This is a genomic window from Thiomicrospira sp. WB1 (genome assembly GCF_001507535.1).
Taxonomy (GTDB): domain Bacteria; phylum Pseudomonadota; class Gammaproteobacteria; order Thiomicrospirales; family Thiomicrospiraceae; genus Hydrogenovibrio.
Genome location: NZ_LQBN01000002.1, coordinates 139771 through 158243, shown reverse-complemented (window position 1 = coordinate 158243; position 18473 = coordinate 139771). Strand labels below are relative to the sequence as shown.

Annotated in this window: 13 protein-coding genes and 1 tRNA gene; 5 read left to right on the top strand and 9 right to left on the bottom strand. The window is 52.5% G+C overall.

Annotated elements, in window-relative coordinates; genetic code table 11:
* Positions 1 to 73: 73 nt before the first annotated feature.
* Positions 74 to 164 (bottom strand) — tRNA-Ser (locus AVO41_RS05190).
* Positions 165 to 234: 70 nt separating this feature from the next.
* Positions 235 to 1074 carry an MYG1 family protein gene (locus tag AVO41_RS05185; protein WP_068583769.1) on the bottom strand — a complete coding sequence of 280 codons (840 nt, stop codon included), beginning with the start codon at positions 1072 to 1074 and terminating at the stop codon, positions 235 to 237.
* Positions 1075 to 1212: 138 nt separating this feature from the next.
* Between AVO41_RS05185 and AVO41_RS05180 the strand changes: the two genes are divergently transcribed.
* Both AVO41_RS05180 and AVO41_RS05175 read left to right on the top strand, forming a co-directional pair.
* Positions 1213 to 3792, top strand: coding sequence for a methyl-accepting chemotaxis protein (locus AVO41_RS05180; RefSeq protein ID WP_068583766.1), 2580 nt, complete (start codon positions 1213 to 1215; stop codon positions 3790 to 3792).
* Positions 3793 to 3899: 107 nt separating this feature from the next.
* Entirely contained in the window at positions 3900 to 4259 is a 360-nt protein-coding gene (locus AVO41_RS05175; RefSeq protein WP_068583763.1) for a hypothetical protein, read from the top strand.
* A 28-nt stretch (positions 4260 to 4287) separates the two neighbouring features.
* On the opposite strand, the gene AVO41_RS05170 is transcribed toward AVO41_RS05175, so the two are convergent.
* The 3 genes from AVO41_RS05170 to cls form a co-directional block, all read right to left on the bottom strand.
* A complete protein-coding gene (locus AVO41_RS05170) occupies positions 4288 to 4890 on the bottom strand; it encodes a biliverdin-producing heme oxygenase (protein WP_068583760.1) in 603 nt (200 codons plus the stop codon).
* An 88-nt stretch (positions 4891 to 4978) separates the two neighbouring features.
* Positions 4979 to 5731, bottom strand: a complete 753-nt coding sequence (locus tag AVO41_RS05165) for an endonuclease/exonuclease/phosphatase family protein (protein ID WP_068583758.1) — start codon at positions 5729 to 5731, stop codon at positions 4979 to 4981.
* A 12-nt stretch (positions 5732 to 5743) separates the two neighbouring features.
* Positions 5744 to 7186, bottom strand: coding sequence for a cardiolipin synthase (gene cls / locus AVO41_RS05160; protein ID WP_235584678.1), 1443 nt, complete (start codon positions 7184 to 7186; stop codon positions 5744 to 5746).
* A gap of 161 nt (positions 7187 to 7347) precedes the next feature.
* On the opposite strand from cls, the gene AVO41_RS05155 reads away from it, so the two are divergent.
* From AVO41_RS05155 to hrpA, 3 genes are all read left to right on the top strand, one after another.
* Positions 7348 to 8142: a motility protein A gene (locus AVO41_RS05155; protein ID WP_068583755.1), complete on the top strand. Its 795-nt coding sequence runs from the start codon at positions 7348 to 7350 to the stop codon at positions 8140 to 8142.
* Between the two features lie 15 nt (positions 8143 to 8157).
* Complete coding sequence (locus AVO41_RS05150) at positions 8158 to 8976, top strand: OmpA family protein (RefSeq protein WP_068583752.1); 819 nt, start codon at positions 8158 to 8160, stop codon at positions 8974 to 8976.
* A gap of 129 nt (positions 8977 to 9105) precedes the next feature.
* Complete coding sequence (gene hrpA, locus AVO41_RS05145; protein WP_068584768.1) at positions 9106 to 13080, top strand: ATP-dependent RNA helicase HrpA; 3975 nt, start codon at positions 9106 to 9108, stop codon at positions 13078 to 13080.
* A gap of 34 nt (positions 13081 to 13114) precedes the next feature.
* Here the strand turns inward: hrpA and AVO41_RS05140 are convergent, their stop codons facing one another.
* From AVO41_RS05140 to nuoL, 4 genes are read right to left on the bottom strand one after another with little or no spacing between them, the layout of a single operon-like run.
* On the bottom strand, positions 13115 to 13429 hold the full coding sequence (locus tag AVO41_RS05140) for a DUF2818 family protein (protein ID WP_068583749.1): 315 nt from the start codon (positions 13427 to 13429) through the stop codon (positions 13115 to 13117).
* Positions 13430 to 13482: 53 nt separating this feature from the next.
* The gene (nuoN, locus tag AVO41_RS05135; protein ID WP_068583746.1) at positions 13483 to 14922 is read right to left on the bottom strand and encodes an NADH-quinone oxidoreductase subunit NuoN; all 1440 of its coding nucleotides are present in this window, start codon (positions 14920 to 14922) and stop codon (positions 13483 to 13485) included.
* Between the two features lie 24 nt (positions 14923 to 14946).
* Positions 14947 to 16461: an NADH-quinone oxidoreductase subunit M gene (locus AVO41_RS05130; protein WP_068583743.1), complete on the bottom strand. Its 1515-nt coding sequence runs from the start codon at positions 16459 to 16461 to the stop codon at positions 14947 to 14949.
* Positions 16462 to 16491: 30 nt separating this feature from the next.
* A complete protein-coding gene (nuoL, locus tag AVO41_RS05125; protein WP_068583740.1) occupies positions 16492 to 18468 on the bottom strand; it encodes an NADH-quinone oxidoreductase subunit L in 1977 nt (658 codons plus the stop codon).
* Positions 18469 to 18473: the final 5 nt, after the last annotated feature.

Below are 18473 nucleotides of genomic sequence, written 5' to 3'. Positions count from 1 at the left end.
CATAAAAAAAAGCCCCGGAAGCGCTGCTCCCGGGGCTTTCGCGAACATCAGCGATGGCTGACGATTCTATGTATGGCAGAGGGGAAGGGATTCGAACCCTCGATAGGCTATTAACCTATACCCGCTTTCCAGGCGAGCTCCTTCGACCGCTCAGACACCCCTCTGTATTGATGCGGCGCATTATAGCCCCTTTGACCGATAAATCCAAGCAAAGCAAAGCGGAAATCAATAAATTCAGCTTTTGGCCATGGCCATGGCGCTGTCAAAGTTCCCCATCACACACATAAAACCGGTTTTGTGGCAAAAGATGGCATCCTCGAACCCGGAGACGGCCACCAGTGAGTCACCGCGCAAACCGCGAAAACGTTCAGGCAAGTGGTTCTCAGCCTGATTGCAGTAGACCCCGTACCCTTCTTCACCTTTTGGGTAGACAACACGGCGGATTTGCGGATAGTGGCGAATAAAATCTTTAAACGGCAAGGCTTCGTCCAAGACCATAACGCCTTCATCCAACTGCGCCAACGCATTGAGCAGAGCGGGCAGTGCAACGGCTTCCTTGACCGCTGCAGCAATGAAGTTATTCAGGATGTCGTCCGCCATCGCCACCGCTTTTTCAAAGGCGGCAGTCTGCAGGACTTCATCATCGCTTGAACTGGCATTCATCATCCCGATCACCATGGAGATCGACGGCCTCGGACTGTCGGCAAACACTCCATTATCCACCGCATCAATGTCCTTGATCAGTTTCTGATCGACCCAATCTCGCGCATAAATGCGCTGGTCTTGCGTCTCCAGCTCGGTTTTTTTGAGTATGGCTTCCCCGAAATGTAACCAGATCAACCCTGCGGTGGCGTATGGCGTGCTATCTTCCCGCGTCAAGGTGAAACTGTTTTGATGGTGGTCAAAGCGCCCTCGATCCGGGTCGTATTCAGCGCCCACATCAAGCACCAGATCTGCCTGGCGGATCACCTCTGGATCACGGGAACGAACCACCGGGCGGTTATCCAGTCTTTTTAGCATCGCCAGTGCAAACACTTCATCGGCATGAAACCGACCTGAATGGGTCACAATCATAAATTTAAACTTCCTTTATCCCTCGTTACAGACGCTTGTCATCCGGCTGTCATAAGTCTGTCATCAAAGCCTCACCCAGAGGAAAAACGCGCTGTGCATAATTAGCTCGCATTGTAGCAGTCTTTTTGGGGTTTGTTTATGATTGACCGTTTATCCATCCGCCAGCGTCTCTGGGGCAATTTAGGGTTGTTTATCCTCCTGTTTGCCGGTGTGTTTACTCTCAGCTTTCTGATGATGCAGGAAACCCGCAACCAAACCCACTCACTGGCACAGCAGGAACAGACCCGAACCGCCGAGATCACGCAGTTTCAAGCCGGATTAATGGACACCATCCAGGCGATGAACCATTATTTGCTGTCGCTGTCGGACGAACAAAACCGACTCTTCAATGAACGCATCGGTGAGCAAATCGAAGCCCTGAATCAGCTACTGCATTCACTGGGGGCAGAAACCACGACCAACGCCAGCGGCATGCTCGAAGTGATCGAAGCGCCCGAAGCCAACCGTCATTTGATCGAGCAGTTGTATCCGTTGAACGAGGTGTTGATCAACATGAAAAAGGCCACCAACTCTTACGTTTTTCTGAAAAACAATATTCAGGATACGATTGAATTTGGTCTGGAGCGCAGTGCCACAGAGCTGAAAAGCGCGCTGGCAGAAGTTCGCGACCTGGATAGCATGACGACTCGAGATCTTGAGGATCTGACGCAAATTGAAGCGCAACTTAACCAATCGCAATTAATGGCCGCCAAAATGATTGCTACCCAAAATTCGGCCATCTGGTCCCGGTTTGAAGAAAAAGGACTGGGCGAGCGCCTCAGTCCCGTCATCCAACGACTGCAAAAGGAACATGCACCCCAGACAGAAACCGAAACTCAGTATGGTGGGCTCTTCAGTGATCTCAATGAAACGGAAGACACGCAAGCACCGGTCGATCAACTGGCCGAGAGTCGGGCTCAGTATGTGGATGCATTCGGCGACCTGAAAGATATGATCGTCACCACTCAAGACAACAATCAGACCCTGGCCGCACTGACCCGAGAAGCCAACAACCGCCTGACTCAGATCATCAATCACCTGCAGGCAAAACGCGTGCAGCAATTGACCGCCTTCAGCCAACGCGCAGAACAAAGCGCTGAAATTCTGAGCTGGGGCACTTTAGCAGGCAGCCTGCTCATGCTATTGCTCACCTTCGGCATCATAAAGTCCATCGTCGGGCCGCTCAAAACCATGCACCGCCAGGTGTCCGATGTCGCCAGACACAATGATTTTTCACAATGGCGGGTCCTGAAGGGACGCAATGAACTGGTCGATATGAGCCAAAGCATCAAACAACTGTTCGATGAACTGCAACAGGCGTTGCATGAAATTCAATCGGTCAGTCAGGCTCAGGCAAACGGACAACTGGACAAAACCATTGAAGGACACTACCGAGGCGACCTGGGCACACTGGTCGACAGCGTCAACCAAAGCTCGCACCAGGTGTTTGATGCGTTTGAGGACATTGAGCATCTGGCCGATGCGCTCAAACGCGGCGACTTTTCAACCCAGTTGAACACCCAGGCCTATTTGGGACAATACCGGGATGTTATGGACGGTCTGCACCATGCCATGCAGGCGCAATCGAGCGCCATCAACCAGGTTCGCACTGTGACCCGTGCCATGCGTGAAGGGGACTTCTCACAACGAATCCAGGCCAACATGCCTGGAGACTTGTCCAATCTTCAGCGCTACCTCAATGAATCGCTCGACAACCTAGAAACCGCCATCAATGCCAAAACCAGAGCCTTGCAGGCCTTTAGTGAAGGCAATTTCTCCCACACTATGAGCGGCCCATTCAAAGGAAAGCTGCTGGAACTGAAAGAACACATCGACACCATGGCCGACAATGTCAGTCGCATGCTGGGTGATGTTCGTCAGGCGTCCGGCCACGCCGTGCATGGCATCAAAGAAATCAGCTCCGGCAATCAGGACTTGAATCATCGTGTGCAGTCTCAAGCCGCATTGATTGAAAAAACCGCCTCGCAAATGGGCGTGATGACTCAGCACATCGACCACTCGCTGCAACACTCACAACGGGTGAATGACGCCACTCAAACCGTCAAAACCGATGCCCAGTCCGGCATGCAAACGGTTGCCAAGATGGTGGAAGCCATGCAGCGCATCCAAACGGCCAGTCGTGACGTGGCGGGCATGACCGAAATGATCGATTCCATTGCCTTTCAAACCAATCTGCTGGCACTCAATGCCGCGGTCGAGGCCGCTCGTGCGGGTGAAAACGGCAAAGGATTTGCAGTCGTGGCCGGTGAAGTGCGCGCCCTGGCGCAAAAATCCGCCGAAGCCGCGCAAAGCATTAAATCCGTCACCGAAACCAACCTCGAAAGCATAAAACAGGGCATGGCCCTGTCACAAACCACGCTTAAAGCATTCGAACACAACACCCAGCACATTGAGCACATCGCTGAAATGGCCAACCAAATGACCGAATCACTCAGTGCACAAAACGCTGGCATCAATGAGGTCAGCCAGGCCTTAAGCGACATCGACGAGGCCACGCAGCAAAACGCAGCGCTGGTGGAAGAAGTCGCCAGTACCTCTAACACTATCATCGAACAAGTACTGGCTCTGGAAACCAAAGTGCAGGATTTCCAACTGACCGACGCGCCCAATGATGAACGCTATGACCCGGAGCCGATCAAAGCCTTGTCGCATCTATGAAGTAACGCTTATTGCCTTCACAGACAGAGTTGGTCATAATTTTGCTGGCTAAGTGAACCAAGATCATTCACGGACAAACGAGCAAAACAGGGTCGACTCTTACACACATGGACAAAGAAAAATCAGACTACTATCTGCTCAATCTGGAAGGGGCCGAACTTCAGGAAGAGCTGGCCAAACTTGATTCGGACAACGTCATGCGCTTGGCTGTCCGCATGGCCGATCGCAGCCCGGTGGACGCGCACAAAATCCAAGTGAACCTGCCGCCCAAGGCGCAGAAACAATTCAAAAACGTGGTCAACACCATCAACCGCCATCAAAACAAACGTCGTGGCTCGGAAACTTCCCGACAGAGACTGGCCCGGCTTTATTATGAAAATCGTGACAGTTTCCCCCTTAAACGTGCCCTGATGCTGGCCGTGATTGCCTATGTGCTGCTTTCATTGGCACTGGGGCAAATGGTCTAACGCTGAAAACCGGTTAGCAGAGGCCTTTTCAGGCCGTTGCGTTTTCGACCTCAACCAATTGCTGACGCAGACGAACAAAGACTTCCACCCCTGCTAATATGGCTTCGTGGGGGTCAATTTCCACCTGATCCAGCCACTGACAAAACCACTCCCACTTTTTGGCATTCTCTGAATCGCCCTCACCGACATAAAAGCTCATCGGCACATCCGCTCCCAGCTTTTTCTGCAAACGTGGCGCGATCTGGCGTGCGCCTTGAGACGACCCTTCCAGGACATACAAGGCACCAACCGCAGCCGAAAAATCACGAATGGAGGTAATGCCAGGCATCACCGGACATTCAATTTTTTCCTGAGTCAATTGCTGAACCCTTTCGAGGTCCGCTGTCAGTCGAGCGCATTTTTGGTTACGCCCAATAAAATCATCGAGCCCGGTCAGTTCAAATTCTGCTTGATAGGTCAGTAGATGCTGCTCCACTTGGCAGAACACATTTTTCATCGCCAACAACAAACGTTGGTAATGCTGATATTCAAATGCCTGGCTAAACAGAGCGCGGATTAATGGCGTGTTCTCCAGCCAGTTGTGAGCTGGTTCTAATTGGTCTTTAAGATGTTGGCGCAATGACGTATTCACAGTGATATCCCAATGCTAAAAGGCTGCTTAATTTTTATGCACAGTTTAACAGCCCTACCAACACAATGGAAATAGGCCAATCGTCATTTCACGGTTTTTCAGTTTGAAAACAGACTCTTAACGGGTTATGGTCGGAAATGTGCGGCACCGAAATCACCTCTGATTCTAACACCACCAACCCCCGATAAAACACATGGTCCAACGGTTGACGATTGAGGCGACGAATGCCATGGTCGGAAGGATAGACCACTTTTTTCAGGCCCAGCTGCCGGGTGGCTTTATTCAAAGTCATCACCCGGGTCCGATTCCAGGAATTAAAATCACCGCTGAGAATCATCGGACCGGTATGCTCACTCAGATGGCGCCAGATAGATTGCAGCTCCTGCTTGAATAACGCATGCGAAACAAAGTTAATGGCATGAATATTCAGATGGATCAGCCATTGGCCATCGGCCATCGGGTGGCGCGTGATGAGCGCGGTTTTGTGGGTGGCGACCCCTAATTCACGACTTTGGGTCAGACATTGCGCCTGGGCATTCATTTGAGAACGGCTGGCTGTGACCACACCATAGTGACGCCCGGCTCTCTGCAAGTTAGGCGCCATCAGATACGGCAAATTAAAAAAACGTCCCTGCCCTTCCAGCGCCTTCGCCTCTTGCAGTGATAACAGATCGACCTGAGAGACCGGGATCAGATCACTCAGCTCGTTCAGGGCGTTGGCAGAAAAGTCCGTTTTCTGAACATTCCAGGCAATCAACTGAAACGGATCCGGCAGCGTGGCGGTTTGAATCGCTGCATCATAGATATCGGCTGAAATGGGCGTATGGGTCGGTCGATACATGCCGTGCTCGAATTACAAAATCGGGGCAAAGATACGGGTCAGGTTTTCAAACAACCGCCGTCCTTTTGACGTTTTGGGGACAAAACGCTGGCTTTTCAAGCGCAACGTGTGTAAAAACGGTCGCAACTCCGTCAGCAATGTCTGTGAATAAGCAAACACCGCCATTTCATAGTTAATGAACAATGAACGATAATCCAGATTCGCCGTCCCCAACAACACGGCTTGGTGATCCAGCATCACCAGTTTGGCGTGCAACATCCCCGAAGGATACAGATAAACCTCCCCTCCGGCTTCGGCCAGCTCACGCATGTAGGAGCTTCGCCCCAGATCAAAAATCAAATGATCGGATTTTTCCGGCGTCAGCAATGTCACCCGAACCCCCCGCTTAATCGCAATCAGTAAGGCATTCATGATGCTGCTGTCGGGAATGAAGTACGGTGACACGATCTGAATATGCGATTTGGCCTGATAAATCGCATAAAGCAGGCTCTCAAACAGAATGTCCCCGGCAATGTCGGGGCCGGACGGCACCACTTGCAACCAGGCCTGGTCAAAATCATCCCTATGTGAGGGCCATGCTTTCATGCCCTGCCCATCGGTGGTTTTCACCGGCACCGAATGCCCGGTGGTGTAATACCAGTCTTCGGCAAACACCTGCGCGAACGTGACCACACTGGGCCCGGTGATTTCAAACAACCAATCCACCCAACGCTCTGTGTCGCGCCGCTCATCACTGGGGCCAAAATAGTCCCCTGACAGATTCATCCCTCCGGTAAAAACCGAACGCTGATCGATCAGATAAATTTTGCGATGGTTGCGCAAGTTGACCTGCTGATTGAAGAAGGTTTTGAACACCGGTTGGAAAAAAGCGATCTCGACCCCCGCTTCCTCTAAAAAGCGCAGCGCCATGCGACGCCGATACAGATCAAAACTGCCAATGCTGTCGAGCAGCAACTTGACTTCCACGCCGTCGTTCGCTTTTTTCGCCAGCAATTCGGCCAGACGCTGGCCAGTGTTGTCCAGCTCAAAAATATAGGTTTGCAGATAAATGCTCTCACGCGCTTGCCTCAGCCGTTCTTCCAGTTGGGGCCATAGCGTCTCGTGGCTGTAAGCATGAATGCTGTTGTGGACGCTGGTCGTGGGCAGCTGGCTCGCATCCAGCAGTTGTTTCAATGACTGAGCCATCGCGTTGTCCGATGCAGGCAAGTCACCCGCCACCGTGGAGGCAAAGGTGAGATTGGACTTATTTGTTTTATACAGCAGCTTGCGCGAGCCAAACACCCAATACACCAGCACCCCCAGTAAGGGCAACAGAATCAACGCAAACAACCATGCCATAAGATTCTGTGGCGAGCGGCGCTGGTAAAGCATATGCAGCAATGCCACCACCACCAGAACCAGGTTCAGCGCATACACACTCAATGCCCACACATTGCTTTGCAAAAACTCACTCACCGTCAATGGCCTTCCCTGTTATATTCACAATACGGCACCACACTAGTCGGGCACACATTTTGCTCACCGAGCAAGCGGTGTTTCCCCAGATGGGGTCTATTTTGCTATAGTAGCTTTACGGACACAATTGAAAACGGCATTTCGACTCGGACAACGCCCTCATGATGAACATTTCTTTTACGGCACTGCTTGGTTTTATTCTCGGCCTGGGGCTGTTTGCCCTGGCCGTGGTGCTCAACACCGACAGTTACATGATGTTTTTCAGCCTCTCCAGCTTGCTCATGGTACTGGGGGGCACGCTGGCGGTGGCCATGATCTCCTTCGAGGGGATCAACGTCCTCTTGGCGATCCGGGAAATCGGCGCCACCCTGGCCTCGGCCAAGGTCAACCCACGCAAACTTTATGAAGACGTGGGCGTGCTGATCGACTGGTCAAAACTGGTGCGCAAAGAAGGTCTGCGCCGCCTGGAAAATTCGGTGGTGCTTTCACGCGCCGACGACGAAAACTTTCTGGGCCAATCGTTTGAGTACCTGCTTTCCGGCTACAAAGGCGAAAAACTCTACACCCTGCTCGAACACACGCGCCAGTCCATGTACGATCGGCGAATGACGCAGGCCAAAGTCTTGATGACCATGGCCTCCGCCGCGCCAGCCTTTGGCATGATCGGGACGCTGGTGGGGCTGATCATCATGCTCAACAACATGGAAGGCGACCCCTCCCAGATTGGCGGTGGGTTGGCCATCGCTCTGATTACCACGCTTTATGGGGTGTTGATGGCTCAACTGTTTTTCAAGCCGGCCGCCAAAAAGGTCGAGCAAAAGCAGGATCTGGAAGCCTATCGCAACCACATCCTGACCGAAGGGGTGTATTTGCTCGCCGAAGGCGCCTCTCCCATGCACATCCAGGATGCCATGAACGCCTTTTTGGACCCACGCTACCAATTCACACGCGCCTAACGGACAGGAGCATTTATGCCGGAAGTCCAAATGCCCAAGCGCCCGCAACCCAAAGCACACGAGGCCCCGAAAACCAACCCCAACACCGCCGGTCAGCACAGCACCCGGCGGTGTCGCAGTTTTCAAAAGGCCAATTTGGGCGACAACTCTCAGGACGAATGGTTGATCACCTACGCCGACGCCGTGACCTTGATTCTGGCGTTTTTTGTGTTGATTTTTTCCATTTCCGAAATCAGCCAAACCAAGTTTGAAGCGCTGCAAACCAGTCTCGGGCATGAACTGCTGAAAAAAGAGGAGGTGGTCAACCCGCTGGAAAAGCTGCAAAGCAATCTGTCTGAGATTCTGGAACGCTATGAAATTTCCCCGCAAGAAGCCCTGACACTGGATGGCGACGAATTGCGCATCGATCTGCCGGGCGAACTGCTGTTTGAAAGCGCCTCCACCGACCTTTCGACCGAATCACAGCAACTGATCCGCTCGGTAGCCGATGAAATCAAAGCCTTTCCATTGCCCAACTATCTGATTGAAATCGAAGGCCACACCGATGATGTGCCCATCAATACCACCCGTTTCCCCTCCAATTGGGCGTTGTCTTCCGGGCGTGCGATTTCCGTCCTCAAAATCTTTTTTGAAAGCGGCATCGACAAACACCGCCTCAAGGCGATCGGCTATGCCGACACCCGCCCCAAAGCCCCCAATCGCGATCAGTTTGATCGCGCCATTCCTGAAAACCAGGCCGAAAACCGCCGTGTGGAAATCAAAGTGGCTCGCAACCCCGAAGCCAGTGGGTTTAAGACGCCTGCCACTAAGCAGACCGGCACTCAGTCACCATAAAGGTCAAACGAAGGTAAAAAATCACCAGGCCTGGTGATTTTTACAGAGAAAAAAGCCCCGGAACAGAGGGTTTTGCGCTTCGCCGGTCAGACGGCTACAATTGCGCTTCCAGATCATCTCGAGGAAGGCATGCAGATTCTTAACGCCCAGCAAGCAATCAATGCGATTGACACCACTTTGAGCAAAGATCGTCATCGCTTGCGACAGCAACTCAAGCGTCTTAAAGTCCGCGCAGACATGTCCAAAGCGGCATTTTCCGAGATTCAGTCCGACCCCGACTGGGAAAAATGGCTCCATCGCCTGCAAGCCTCGCAGGCGCAAGTGGAGGCCAACCGTCGTCAGTGCCCCAGTGTCGATTACCCGGACCTGCCCGTCGCCCAACGCCGCGAAGAAATCATCCGTACCGTTCAGAACCATCAGGTGGTCGTGATTGCTGGCGAAACCGGTTCGGGCAAAACCACGCAAATCCCGAAAATGTGCCTGGATGCCGGACGCGGAGTCTTTGGCCGCATCGGGTGTACCCAGCCTCGTCGCCTGGCCGCCCGCAGCGTGGCCGAACGCCTGGCCGAAGAACTCGACAGTAAGCTTGGAGACACCGTCGGCTATCAGGTGCGCTTTCATGACCAGGTGCACCAACGGTCTCTGATCAAGGTAATGACCGATGGCATTTTGCTGGCCGAGTTGCAGAAAGACCGCTTTCTTAATCAATACGACACCATCATCATTGATGAGGCGCATGAGCGCAGCATCAACATCGATTTCCTTTTGGGCATTCTCAAGCAATTATTGCCCAAACGCCCGGATCTGAAAGTCATCATCACCTCGGCCACCATCGACACCGAACGTTTTTCCCGGCATTTCAACAACGCGCCCATCATTGAAGTCAGCGGTCGGACCTATCCGGTGGAAGTTCGTTACCGTCCGCTTGCCTCGTATGAAGACGATGACGGCCAGACGTTTGAGCAGGACATCCCCACCGCGATTGGGCATGCACTGGACGAACTGTCAGAGGAAGACCCTTTTGGGGACGTACTGGTGTTTCAGGTGGGTGAGCGCGACATCAAAGAAACCGCCGAGACTCTGCGCAAACAAAAACTGCCTCATACCGAAATCATTCCGCTTTATGCACGTCTGAGCATGAGCGAGCAGAACAAGGTCTTTCAGACCTCGCAAAAACGTCGTGTCATTCTGGCGACCAATGTCGCGGAAACGTCCCTGACCGTGCCCGGCATCAAATTTGTGATTGACCCGGGCCTGGTTCGCATCAGTCGCTACTCCGTTCGCTCCAAAGTACAGCGCCTGCCGATTGAAAAAATTTCTCAGGCATCGGCCAATCAGCGTGCCGGACGCTGTGGCCGCGTGAGCGAAGGCATCTGCATTCGTCTCTACGACGAAGACGACTTTCATGCCCGCGCCCAGTTCACCCCGCCCGAGATTCATCGCACCTCGCTGGCCACGGTGATTCTTCAGATGACGCAGATGCGCCTGGGTCAGGTCAAGCATTTCCCATTTATTGAGCCGCCCGAAGACAAAGCGGTGAATGATGGCTACCGCCAGTTGCACGAATTGGGTGCGCTGGATGATCAACGACGCCTGACTGAGGCCGGACAGACGTTGGCCCGTTTACCGCTTGACCCACGCATGGCAAAAATGGTGCTCGAAGGTCAAAAAAATGGCGTGCTGATGGAAGTTCTGGTCATTGCCACGGCACTGAGCATTCAAGACCCAAGGGACATGAACGAAAGCACGCGCCAGGCTGCCGCACAGGCTCACAAACCGTTCGAAGACCCGCGTTCCGATTTTTTGTTTTTCCTGAACTTGTGGCGTTTTTATGAAGACAAACGACGCCACCTCAGCCAGAACAAATTGCGCAAACTCTGCAAAACCAATTTTCTGTCTTATCTGCGCATGAAAGAATGGCACGATCTGTTTTTCCAGATCGAAGTATCACTCAAGCGCCAGGGCATCAAAATCCACGATCTGCACTTGTATGAAGAAGTCCGTGACGGTGGCAAGGTGCGGGAGCAACTGGCCGATGTTCATGCCATTGCCGTCCACCGGGCATTGATGAGCGGCCTGCTGGGCAATCTGGCGGTGCGCGAAGACGACAAACGCTACCAGGGCGCACGCAACACCAAAGTGTTTATTCACCCCAGCTCGGTTCTGTTCAAGCGCAAACCCAAGTGGCTGGTCAGTGCCGAACTGGTCGAAACCAGCAAAGTCTTTGCCCGTAACAATGCGGCAATTGACGTGAAATGGGTGGAATCGCTGGCCAGTCACTTGGTCAAGCACAGCTATGACGACCCACACTGGCAAAAAAAACGCGGACAGGTCGGCGCCTTCGAAAGCGTGACCCTGTACGGCCTGCCGATTGTAAACCGACGTCGCTGCAATTACGGCCCCATCAACCCCAAAGAAGCCCACAAAATCTTCCTGCGGCATGCTCTGGTCGAGGGTCAAATGCACTGCCGGCTGGATTTTTTTGTACACAATCAACAGTTGATACGCGACATTGAACAGGTTGAGTCCAAGTTACGGCGACCCGATTTTCTTGTCGACGATGAACAGCTCTACGACTTCTATGCTGAGCGCATTCCAGGACACATTTACAACCAACCGGCACTGGAAACCTGGGTCAAGCAAACCCGTCAGAAAGCACCGGAAAAAATCGATGCCCTGTTTTTGACACGGGAACAGCTGCTCAAGCAGAGTGTGGACACCGACCGACTCGCACATGACTTTCCCGACCAGATCCAGTTGGGCAATCATCTACCGCTCAAATTGGACTACGCGTTTGAGCCCGGAAAAAAGCACGATGGCATGATGGTCAAACTGCCCCTGGCCCAGCTCAACCAGGTGCAGGCGAAGGACTTTGAATGGCTGACCCCGGGGCTGCTGCGTGAAAAAACCGCACACTACATCAAGGCCCTGCCCAAATCACTGCGCAAACAATTCATTCCGGCACCACAGACCGCCGAACTGGTGCTTCAGGAAATGTCACCCGATAAGAAAATCGACGGCCAGAAAGCCGACTATCTGACGCAATTGGTGTGGGCGCTCAACCGACGCGGCCAAAACAAGGTCAAGCTCAACGATTTTGAGTCCGTGACATTGCCAGAGCATTGCCTGCCGTTTTACCGCTTGCAGGATGAAAAAGGCCGCACACTTGCCGAAAGTGCGGATTTGGGTGAACTCAAACACGATTACCAGCATCTGGTCACAGCCTCACTTAAAAAGTCACAACCCGACCAGGCCTCACGCAAACCGATTACAGACTGGGACTTTGGCGATCTGCCGGACTCGGAGACACTGAAGACCCCGCAAGGAGAACTGACGGTGTACCCGGTGCTCAAACTCGACGGGAACACGCTTTATCTGGACAAAAGCCCCGATCAGGACGAAGCCGATCGCATACATGGCGAAGGCGTTCTGGCCCTGTGCCAGACTCTGTTGTTTGACAAAGTACGCTACATGCAGCGCCAGCTGCCTTTAAAGCAGGCCTGCCTGTGTTTCGCCCCGTATGGCACCTGCCAGGATCTGACCGAGCAAATCATTCACCGTGCGCTGCAGAGACTGGTGCCCGCCCCTGGCGACATTCGAACCCAGGCCGGTTTTGAAGAAGCGCTGGTGAACTTGAAACAATCATGGATAGAGGAAGCTCAAGCCCTGAGCAAAATGGTGTCGGACACATTAAAACGCCATCAGAAACTTGCCAAGCGGTTAAAAGGCAACGTTAATCCACGCCTGCTGGGCTCGATTCAGGACATTCGCACGCAACTCGATGGCTTGGTATACGCACAATTCATCAATGAGACGCCGGATCAGTGGCTCAAACAACTGCCCCGCTACCTTCAGGGACTGGAAAAACGTCTGGAAAAGGTTGAGTTGGATCCGAGCAAGGATTTGACGGCCCTCAAACAACTGCAGCCACTGTTGAAGCATTATGAGACCATCGCCAGTGATCCGGCTTACCAAAAACACCCAGGCCTGGTCGAAATACGATGGTTGTTGGAAGAACTAAGGCTGTCCTTGTTTGCGCAGCCAATGAAAACATTGCAGCCGGTCTCGATCCAACGCGTTGACAAAAAATTGCGTCAACTATAGATCAACACTGCGTCAACTATAGATCAACGCGGGGTTAAGACTGTTGTAGATAACGCCTGAGGTTATAGCGGTAGATGAACCCGGGGAAGGAAAAAATCGCAAACATAAAGACCGTCACTGCATAAAACTCCCAATCCTGGGCCTGCACCTGCCCCATGGCATTTTTTTCCAGCATGAAGGCCAGAGCACCGATCAGAAGGAAGTAAACGAACCACTCCACAAGATTGACCCACACCGACTTGGTCTGCACAGGCAGCAGCAGAAACAGACGGTTCTGAAAAAACCAGGGAATGTTGGCCAAAACAATGGCGGTGACGATCAGCACCCAAACGGCGGTATCCAAAGTCATCGTGCGTCTCCTGCGGTTAGTTTGGTGGATCGGGTCAATTCAGCCCTGTGGGATCAGCTAAGGCTATGATAGCCCAGATCGATCACCCAGGATGGGAAGAGACCAAAGACAAGCAGCGCCACTGCCACCAGGCTGATGGCCCAGGTCAGATGTCTGGCCACAGGCTCAACTTTCATGGTGTCTTGCGGCGCATCAAAGTACATGACCTTGACCACACGCAGGTAGTAGAAAGCACTGATCACCGCTGAGACCACAGCCAGAACCGCCAGCCAGACAAAACCGGCCTGAACCACTTCTTCGATGACCACCACTTTGGCATAGAACCCGATAAAAGGCGGAATACCGGCCATCGAGAACATGACAAACAACATCATCAGGGCCAGCCAAGGGTTGCGCTGATTCATCCCTTTGAAATCATCGACGCGATCAAACTCATGACCGGTGCGTGCCAGGACAGTGATCAGACCGAAGGCTGCAAGACCCATAAACGCATAGATCAGCGTATAAACCATGGCACTGGCATAGCCGTCGGGATTGGCGGCAATCAGCCCCAGCATCAAAAAACCAATGTGACCAATGCCGGAATAGGCCAACAGTCGTTTCAGGTTGTTTTGAACGATTGGCACCAAGGCCCCAACCAACAAAGACAGCACGGACAAAATCACCAGCAACGGCTGCCAATCCATCACTGCACCCGGCAAAGCTTCGGCAAGCAAACGATACAGAATCGCAAAGGCCGCAATTTTCGGGGCCGTCCCGATAAAGAGGGTTACCGCCGTGGGCGCCCCGTGATAGACATCCGGCACCCACATGTGAAACGGCACCGCTCCCAATTTGAACGCAAGACCGATGACAATAAAGACCACAGCAAAGGACAACACCACATGGTCCACTTCGCCTGCATCGATCACCGCCGCCATCGCATCAAAGGCCACCTGACCCGTGGCACCATAGAGCATGGAGAAGCCATACAACAGCATCCCGGTCGCCAAGGCCCCGAGTACAAAATATTTCAACGCCGCTTCAAGCGCTGCACTGTGATCTTTTCGCATGGCTACCATGGTGTAGATCGCCAAGGACATGATTTCCAGCCCCAGGTACAGCGTGATCAGATTGTGCGCAGACACCATGACGAACATGCCGAGGACCGAAAACAGCCCCAACGTGAAATACTCGCCACGATAAAATTTCGCTTGCAGCAGATATTCTTTGGAAAACAGGAACAAGCCCAGAGAAATCACAACGATGGCGAGTTTGAGAATGTCCGCAAAGGCATCGCGCACAAAACTGCCGTCAAAGGTGGTCACCGTCTCCGTAGTGAAACTGGTCAGGATCAACGCCCCGACGATCACCAGAATCACCTGCGTGGCGTAATAGGTAGCAAATTCATAACGCTTTGACCACATCGTATCCGCGACCAGCAACAAACTGGTCAGCGTCAGCAACACGATTTCAGGTATTGCAGGCGTAAAACTTGGGATGACAAAATTCATACGATCGACTCACCTAGTTAATTCTTATAGTTTTGACGTTGTCGCCTGGATCAACAGATTGGCAACGGACACATCCATGACTTCAATAAGCGGTGCCGGATAAACCCCCAATAACACCACCGCAAAAGCCAGAATGCCCATAATGGCAAATTCACGTTTGTTGAGGTCGGCCAGTTTGCCGACCTGCTCATTGGCCACCGGCCCGAAGAAAACGCGTTTGACCATCCACAGTGTGTAAGCAGCACCGATCACAAGCGTCGCGGCCGCCACCACGCCGTACCAGACATTGGCTTTAAACGACGCCAGAATGACCATGAATTCGCCCACAAAACCGGAAGTACCGGGCAGGCCAGCATTGGCCATGGCAAACAACACAGCGAAGAAGCCGAACCAAGGCATGGTATTGACCACCCCGCCGTAGGCCGAAATTTCACGCGTATGCATGCGGTCATACAAGACCCCGATCATCAGGAACATGGCGCCGGAAATAAAGCCATGCGAAACCATCTGTACCATGGCCCCTTGCATCCCCAGAGCTGCACCCTGTGCCTCACCCGTATTGGCAACGATGCCATAAACCAGAAACATCCCCAAGGTGACAAAGCCCATGTGAGAGATCGACGAATAGGCCACCAGTTTTTTCATGTCCTTTTGTACCATCGCCACCAGACCGATGTAAAAGATGGCAATCAACGACAAAATAATCACCAGCCAGTCCAGCATCATGGACGCATCCGGTGTAATCGGCAGACTGAAACGGACAAACCCGTAGCCGCCCATTTTGAGCATGATCGCAGCAAGCACCACAGAACCGGCCGTCGGCGCCTGAACGTGCGCATCCGGCAACCAGGTATGCACCGGAACCATGGGAATTTTGACGGCAAACGCAATCAAAAACGCGAGGAAAATCAGAATCTGCGCCAACTCACCCAGTGGCAACAGATGGAAATCGAGAATACCAAAACTGCCAGACTGGAAGTACATGTACAGGAAGCCGACCAGCATGAACACCGAGCCAAAAAAGGTGTAAAGGAAGAATTTCAATGTGGCGTAAACCCGATCTTTGCCACCCCATTTACCAATAATAATGAACATCGGGATCAACAAGGCTTCCCAGAACACATAAAACAGGATGGAATCGAGTGCCGTGAAGACACCAATCATCATGCCCTGCATGACCATAAACGCGCCCATGTACTGTTCAACGCGTTCTTTGATCACGTCCCAGGCCGAAGCGATCACCAGAACCTGTGTAAAGGTGGTCAACAACACCAGCGGCATCGAGAGACCATCCACCCCAAGGTGGTAATGAATGTTGAACTGATCGATCCAGGGCGTTTTTTCCACAAATTGCATGGCCGCGGTGCTGGCATCAAACTGCACCCACAACGGCAGAGAAATGAGGAACGTCACCACCGACACCAACAAGGCAAACCATTTCGCGAAAGTCGGTCGCTCTCTGCCAGCAAACAGGATCAGCAACCCCGCCAGGATCGGTAACCAGATCAGGGTACTTAAAATAGGCAAACCAAAAACCATTGACAACTTCCCTTCGTTATTTCTCTTTTATTACCACAGTACCCAAACCAGCATTGCCAGCAGGCCGAAAATCATCACAAACGCATAGTGATACAAGAAACCGGTTTGTCCCTGTTTCAGAGCACCCGCCGCTGCGGCAACAGATGTAAAGGTATTTTTGACCAGGCCTGTATCAATCACTTTGACATCAATGCCTCGCCAGAAGAAGTCGCCCAGCTTGCGTCCTCCCTGTTCGAAAACAATTTCGTTGAAGCGGTCAAACCCATAACCACTGGCCAGCATCTTGTAGCCACGTGGACACATGGCGTGTATGCGGGATGGAATTTGTGGGGCTTTAAGATAAAGCAGCCAGGCCATAAACACACCCGACAGTGCCAGAATAACCGGCGGGGTGACAAACCCATGCAATGCCATACCAATCGCCGAGTCAAAATAATCATTGTAGATGGTGCTCAGCACATCGTTCTGCGGCAACACCGTGATCGCATCGGCAAAATAAGTACCCGAGAGGATCGGTCCGACCATGGGAAGTCCCATAAACACGGCGGGAATGGCAAGAAGAATCAATGGCACTGTGACCACTTTGGGTGATTCTTTGATGTCATGCGTCTTGACGTAGTCTGATTCTTCGCCATGGAACACCAGGAAAATCATTCGGAATGTATAGAAAGCCGTCACAAACACACCGATCAACAAAAGCACTTCCGCCAGCCCGGCGCCATAGACATCGGTTTCACCGACGGCCAGCAACACACTGTCTTTCGAAAAGAAACCAGAGAACCCTGGGAAACCGATCAGCGCAAGCGCACCGATCAGCATCGACCAATAGGTAATGGGCATGTGTTTACGCATGCCACCCATCTGGCGAATGTCCTGGATGTGATGCATGGCAATGATCACAGAGCCGGCTGCCAAAAACAGCAGTGCTTTAAAAAATGCATGCGTCAGAACATGGAACATACCAACCGCGTAAGCAGACGCCCCAAGTGCGGCGACCATGTAACCCAACTGAGAGAGTGTCGAGTATGCCACCACGCGCTTGATGTCGGTCTGAACGATCCCCAAAACCCCCATCATAAAGGCGGTAATCGCCCCTACCAGCAAAACAGTACTCAAGGCCACGGCCGAAAGCTCGAAAGCAGGCGACAAACGCGCCACCATAAAGATCCCCGCGGTCACCATGGTCGCGGCATGAATCAATGCCGAAATCGGGGTTGGACCTTCCATCGACTCAGGCAGCCAGACATGAAGCGGCATCTGGGCCGATTTGCCCATGGCCCCGATGAACAACAACAGGCACAACACCGTGATCACAGACCACTCCATGCCCGGGAAGAAGCTCATGGTCGTCCCGACCTGGCTCTCAAGTGCGTTGAAAAATTCCTGATAATCGAGGGTATTGAAATACATCACCACAACGGCGATCCCCAGAATGAAACCGAAATCGCCTACCCGGTTTACCAGAAATGCCTTCAGATTAGCCTGGATGGCGGATTCGCGTTTCATGTAGAAACCGATCAGGAGGTAAGAGACCAGACCAACCGCTTCCCAGCCGAAGAACAACTGCAAGAAGTTGTTGGCCATAACCAAGGACAGCATTGAGAAGGTAAACAACGAGATATAGCTGAAAAAGCGCTGATAGTAAGGGTTATCATGACTGTAATCTTCATCATGGGCCATATAACCGATGGTGTAGATATGGACCATCAACGACACAAATGTCACCACCAGCATCATGGTTGCCGACAAGCTGTCAATCAGATAGCCGATCTCAAAACGCAGGCCGTCTGACACCATCCAAGTATAAAGCGCATCGTTATAAACCGCGTGTCCCTGAAACACAAACAGCCAGAACACATAGGCCGACAAAACCGTGGACACTGCCACACCGAAAATTGTGACAGTATGCGCCCCGCGACGACCGATCCGACGACCGAACAGGCCTGCTGCAATCGCACCGAATAAAGGGGACAACAGGATCAGTGTAAGAATAAACTTTAACATCATAACCA

Bases quoted from the DNA above. Each gene is read 5' to 3' on its own strand.
- AVO41_RS05140 (WP_068583749.1), bottom strand. From the start codon at position 13,429: ATGACTTTGGATACCGCCGTTTGGGTGCTGATCGTCACCGCCATTGTT.
- AVO41_RS05185 (WP_068583769.1), bottom strand. From the start codon at position 1,074: ATGATTGTGACCCATTCAGGTCGGTTTCATGCCGATGAAGTGTTTGCA.
- AVO41_RS05130 (WP_068583743.1), bottom strand. From the start codon at position 16,461: ATGGTTTTTGGTTTGCCTATTTTAAGTACCCTGATCTGGTTACCGATC.
- AVO41_RS05175 (WP_068583763.1), top strand. From the start codon at position 3,900: ATGGACAAAGAAAAATCAGACTACTATCTGCTCAATCTGGAAGGGGCC.
- AVO41_RS05180 (WP_068583766.1), top strand. From the start codon at position 1,213: ATGATTGACCGTTTATCCATCCGCCAGCGTCTCTGGGGCAATTTAGGG.
- AVO41_RS05155 (WP_068583755.1), top strand. From the start codon at position 7,348: ATGATGAACATTTCTTTTACGGCACTGCTTGGTTTTATTCTCGGCCTG.
- nuoL (WP_068583740.1), bottom strand. From the start codon at position 18,468: ATGATGTTAAAGTTTATTCTTACACTGATCCTGTTGTCCCCTTTATTC.
- hrpA (WP_068584768.1), top strand. From the start codon at position 9,106: ATGCAGATTCTTAACGCCCAGCAAGCAATCAATGCGATTGACACCACT.
- nuoN (WP_068583746.1), bottom strand. From the start codon at position 14,922: ATGAATTTTGTCATCCCAAGTTTTACGCCTGCAATACCTGAAATCGTG.
- AVO41_RS05150 (WP_068583752.1), top strand. From the start codon at position 8,158: ATGCCGGAAGTCCAAATGCCCAAGCGCCCGCAACCCAAAGCACACGAG.
- AVO41_RS05165 (WP_068583758.1), bottom strand. From the start codon at position 5,731: ATGTATCGACCGACCCATACGCCCATTTCAGCCGATATCTATGATGCA.